3 protein-coding genes are annotated in these 5,067 nt (G+C 75.9%); all 3 read left to right on the top strand.

Annotated features, from left to right (window positions below; all coding sequences use genetic code 11):
* Positions 1–597 (top strand): FtsX-like permease family protein (locus ACWF94_RS33210; protein ID WP_453497121.1); only part of this gene is annotated, 597 nt, incomplete at its 5' end.
* A 549-nt stretch (positions 598–1,146) separates the two neighbouring features.
* Positions 1,147–3,912 (top strand): FtsX-like permease family protein, encoded by a 2,766-nt coding sequence (locus ACWF94_RS33205; protein WP_453497118.1) that lies wholly within the window; start codon positions 1,147–1,149, stop codon positions 3,910–3,912.
* Positions 3,909–4,955 (top strand): ATP-binding cassette domain-containing protein, encoded by a 1,047-nt coding sequence (locus ACWF94_RS33200; protein ID WP_453497115.1) that lies wholly within the window; start codon positions 3,909–3,911, stop codon positions 4,953–4,955. Before ACWF94_RS33205 ends, ACWF94_RS33200 begins: the two co-directional genes overlap by 4 nt.
* Positions 4,956–5,067 lie beyond the last annotated feature (112 nt).

The raw sequence follows: 5,067 nt of genomic DNA, 5'->3' as shown, positions 1-5,067 counted from the left end.
CTGGCGGCCCGCCCCGACGCCTCCCTCCCGCCCGCCGAGTGGTGGCTGTTCACCGAACCGGGCCGGGCCGCCCAGGTCGCGGCGGCGCTGCGGGAGCGGCCCGATGTCGATCCGGCGCAGATCCAGGTGCGTGACGAGATCGCGGACGAACTGCACGACGACCCCCTGGGCGCGGGTCCGCAGTCGGCGCTCCTCGCGACGGCGGGCGTCGCCGCCGCGCTGGCGGCCGTCGGCTTCGCGGTCGCCACGGTGGGGGCGATCCGGGAGCGCTCACGGGAGTTCGCGGTGCTCCGGGCCCTCGGCACGCCCCGGCGCCAACTGGCCAGGCTGCTGGCCGCCGAACAGTCCCTCCTCATCGGGATCGCCCTGCTGATCGGGCTGGCCCTGGGCACGGTGCTCACCCGCGCCGTCGTCCCCCTGATCGTGCTGACGGGCCAGGCCACCCAGCCCGTCCCCACCGTGCTCATCGAACTGCCCGCCGGGCGGGTGGCCCTGCTGCTCGCGGCCGTGGCCGCGGCTCCCGCCGCCATCGTGGCCGCCCTCGCGCTGCGCCGCGGCGATCCGACGACGGCGCTGCGCGCACAGGGAGGCGAGTGAGATGGCCACTGCCAGGGCCGGGCCCCCGTACGGGGTGTGGTGTCCCGACGGGCACCGCGGCGCCGCGGACCGCCGGGAGCCGGACACGGCGAGCCCCGGGGTCCCGGGCCCGGTCCCGGTCGGCCGCAGGGGCCGGGGACCGGTGGACCGCAGGGACCCGGTGCCGGGCCGCACCAGCCGTACGGACACGCCACCGGGACCGGCGTACCGCCGAATCCCGTCCCCCACACGCCCTACGGACACAGTCACGGTCACGGGCCCGGTCCCGGTCCCGGTCCCGGGACAGGCTCGGGTCCCAGGACAGACCCCGGTCCCTGTTCCTGGCCCGGTCCGGACCCCGGGCCGCTGGAGCCGCCGGAGCCCCGGGTGCCCGGAACGGCTCCGCGCCGCGTACCCCGCCGCCATCGTGAGCACGCCGCCGGGACCTGTCGGAGGCGCGACCGGCCCAGGGAGCGAAGTGTCCGTGCCCACGGGGAAGTCCGTCCCCACGGGGAAGTCCATGTCCACCGGGAATTCCGTGTCCACGGGAAGTGCTGGGAGGCGAGTGCGGTGAGGGCCGTCGCCCCCTGGGTCCGTACCCGGTTGCGTGCCGCGCCCGGGCCCGCGGTCGCCCTGATGCTGCTCGCGCTGGTGACCTCCTTCCTGGCCGCCGTCTTCCCGCGCGCGGTGGAGGCGTACGAGAGCGAGGGGCTGCGCCATGAGCTGGGCGCCGCGTCGCCGGACCTCGGCGGGGTACGGCTGAGCGCGGCGCCGGACGCGAACACGGACGGCCTCGATCCGGCGGCACCGGCCGCCGAGCTGAGCCCGGAGCGGCTGGCGAAGCAGTACCGGCAGATCCTGGCGGCGCTGCCGGAGCCGCTGCGGGCCGACACCGGGCAGTCGGCGTACGGGGCGAGGACCGCGGGTAAGCCGGTGGCGGCGACCGATCCCTGGCTGCCGGAGCTGGACGGCGGACGGCCGGTGTTCACGCTCAGCGCGCAGGCGGGACTCGCCGAGCACACCCGGCCGGTGTCGGGCAGGCTGCCGAGGGCGACCGCCACCTCCCCGGCCACGGACGCCGTGGAAGGCGTGGTCACATCGGCCACCGCCAGAGCACTGGGGATCAAGGTCGGCTCGACCGTTCATCTGCCCCGGCAGGGTGCGCCCCGGCCGCTGGCCGTCACGGTCACCGGCATCGTGGAACCACTGCATCCGCAGTTGAGCTACTGGTCCGTGGAACCCCTCCTGCGCACCCCGACGAAGCTGTACACCCAACCCCCCACGCCCCAGCCGTACTGGCACGGCGCTCTCCTGCTGGCACCCGAGTCCGCCCCCGCGCTGCTGCCGGTGTCGCCGGAGACCGAGGCGTACTGGCGTATCGCCACCGACGCGTCCGGGCTGACCGTCGGCGATCTGCCCCGGTTCCGGGAGGCGGTCGCCTCGCTGGAGCACGGCCCGGTGCGTGCCCGGCTGCGGGAATCCGTCTCGCCGGCGCTGGAGGTGGACACCGGACTCGACGACATCCTGCTCGGCTTCGACGACCTGCTCACCGCGATCCGCCCGGTGGTCGCGGTCGCCGCGGTCGGGGTGGGCACGGTCGCCGGGATCGTGCTGCTGATGGCGGGCGGCCTGGCCGTCGCCCGGCGGAACGCCGAACTGTCCCTGCTGCGTTCGCGCGGCGCCTCGGTGCGCGGGGTCGCGGGGCGGCTGCTCGCGGAGGTCGCGGTCCCGGTGCTGCCCGCCGCCGCCGTGGGCTGCCTGCTCGCCCTCGCGCTGGTGCCGGACGGCGGGGCGCTGCCGTCGCTGCTCGCCTCGGGTGCGGTCGCGCTGCTCGCGTGTGCCGCGCTGCCGCTGCGCGCCGTGTTCATCCACCGCAGGACGCGGCTGCCGGGCGAGCGGAACGATCTGGTCCGGGCCAGGCCGTCGCGCCGCCGTACCGTGGCCGAGCTGACGCTGGTGGCGCTGGCGGTGGCGGCGGTGTTCGCGCTGCGGCGGCGGGGTACGGACGGCCGGGTGGACGAGCTGGTCAGTACCGCTCCGGTGCTGGTGGGCGTCGTCGCGGCGCTGGTGCTCGTACGGCTGTATCCGCTGCCGCTGCGGCTGGCGGCGCTGCCGATGGCCCGGCGCAGGGGCGCGGTCGGCTTTCTGTCGCTGGCCCGCGCGGGCCGCTCCCCCGCCACCGCGGCGCTGCCGCTGCTGGCCCTGCTGGTGGCGCTGACGACGGCCGCGTTCGGCGGCTCGGTACTGGCGGCGGTCGCCGACGCCCGGGACCGCGCCGCGCTGTCGGCGGTGGGCGCGGACGCCCGGATCGAGGCCGCCGACGCACTGCCGGACACGCTGGCCGACCGGGTGCGGAAGGTCGCCGGGGTACGCGAGGTGGTCACCATGCGCCGGGAGTTCGATGTGAATCTGCGCGACGGCGACACCCAGGCGGTCAACCTGCTCGCGGTCGAGCCCGAAGCGTACGCCAGGCTGGCGCGCGCCACCGGCCTGGGCGCGTTCAGCGCCGGTCTGCTCACCGCCGGGCCGGGGTCCGAGGGTGAGCCGGAATCCGCCGGTGAGCCGGGGAGCACCGACGGGGTGCGGCCCGCGATCGCCTCCCCCGGTGTCGCCGAGCGGCTGGGTGAGGGACCGGTGGAGATCGGCACGGCTGACGGGCTGGTCGGCCTGCGGGTGGTGGCCGTACGGGAAACCGTTCCGGGGATGCCGGAGGGCGAGTTCCTCCTGGTGGACTCGGCGGGCCTGCCCGGCTCGGAGCCCGCGACCACCCTGCTGGTCTCCGGTCCTTCCGTCTCCGGCACCGCCCTGAGGGACGCGGTGCGCGCGGCGGGCGGCACCGCGTCCGTGACGCTGCGCTCCGCCGAGCGGGCGAGTGCCGTCGATTCGCCGGCGCAGAGCGGCGCCGAACGGATCTACGCGGCGGCCACGGCGGCGGGCGCCGGTTACGCGGTGCTCGCGGTGGTCCTGTCCCTCCTGCAATCGGCACCGGAGCGGGCCGCGCTGCTGGCGAGGCTCCGCACCATGGGCCTGACCCGGCGCCAGGGCCGGCGGCTGCTGGTCCTGGAGAGCCTTCCGGGGACCCTGCTGGCCGCGCTGGGCGGGGCCCTGGTCGGCTGGGCGGCGATCGAACTGCTCGGGCCCGGTATCGAGCTGGGCCGGCTGGCACTTGCCACGGCGAGCCCCATCGGGCCGGTGCGGCTGCGCGCCGACCCCTGGAGTCTGCTGCTGCCCGCGATCGCCGTGCTGGTGATCGCGGCGGGGGTGGCCGCGGTCCAGGCATGGCTGAGCACCCGGCGTACGACGACGACCGATCTGAGGGTGGGAGACACGCGATGAACGACTCCTCCGCGCTACGGGAGCTGGAGCGGCGGGCGGCGGCCCGGCGGGCGAGCCCCGCGTACGGACACGACGCCCTCATCACCTGCGACCGGCTGGTCCGGGTCTTCTCCACGGACGGCGTGGAGGTGCAGGCCCTCCAGGGGCTCGACCTCCTGGTACGGGAGGGGGAGCTTATGGCGCTGGTCGGGGCGTCCGGCAGCGGCAAGTCGACGCTGATGAACATCCTCGCGGGCCTGGACGAGCCGACGGCCGGGGCCGCGAAGGTGGCCGGGTGCGATCTGCTGGCGATGGGGTCGAAGGAGCGGTTGCGCTACCGGCGCGACGTGGTCGGGTTCGTCTGGCAGCAGACGGGCCGCAATCTGCTGCCGTATCTGACGGCCGTCCAGAACGTGGCGCTGCCGATGCAGCTCCGGGGCCGCCGGGGCGGCCCTCGCGGCCGGGCGGGCAAGGGCGAGCGGGCCGACGCCCTGCTGTCCCTGCTGGAGGTCTCCGAGTGCCGCGACCGCCGTCCGCACCAGCTGTCCGGCGGTCAGCAGCAGCGGGTGGCGATCGCGGTGGCACTGGCGAACGAGCCGTCGGTGCTGCTGGCCGACGAGCCCACGGGTGAGCTGGACTCGCACACCGCCGAGCAGATCTTCGCGGCGTTCCGTACGGCCAACGAGGAACTCGGCACGACGATCGTGATCGTCACCCATGACCAGGCGGTGGCCGACGAGGTCCGCCGTACGGTGGCGATCCGCGACGGGCGCACCTCCACCGAGATCCTCCGCCGTACCGAGGTCGACACGGCGACGGGCCAGGAGTCGGTGGTGGCCCGGGAGTACGCGATGCTCGACCGCGCGGGCCGCCTTCAGCTCCCGGCCGACTACACCGAGGCCCTGGGCATGCGCGACCGCGTACTGCTTGAGCTGGAGCCGGACCACATCCAGATCCGGCCCGACACCCCGGGTGCGCCGGATACGCCCGGGGTGTCGGATGCACCTGCCGCGCCGGGGGCACCCGATTCCCCCGGCGCACCTGACGCACGGGGTGCGTCCTGAGGCGCGCCACCGTGGAGCGGCACGTCCTCCGGACGTGTCCTCAATCGCCGGACGGGCTCAGTCCACGCACCCGGGCCCCAGCCCCGGACCAGTGCGGGCCCCTGCACCCCAG

The sequence above is a fragment of the Streptomyces sp. NPDC055078 genome, from assembly GCF_053607985.1.
This window is presented reverse-complemented; position numbering and strand designations above follow the sequence as displayed.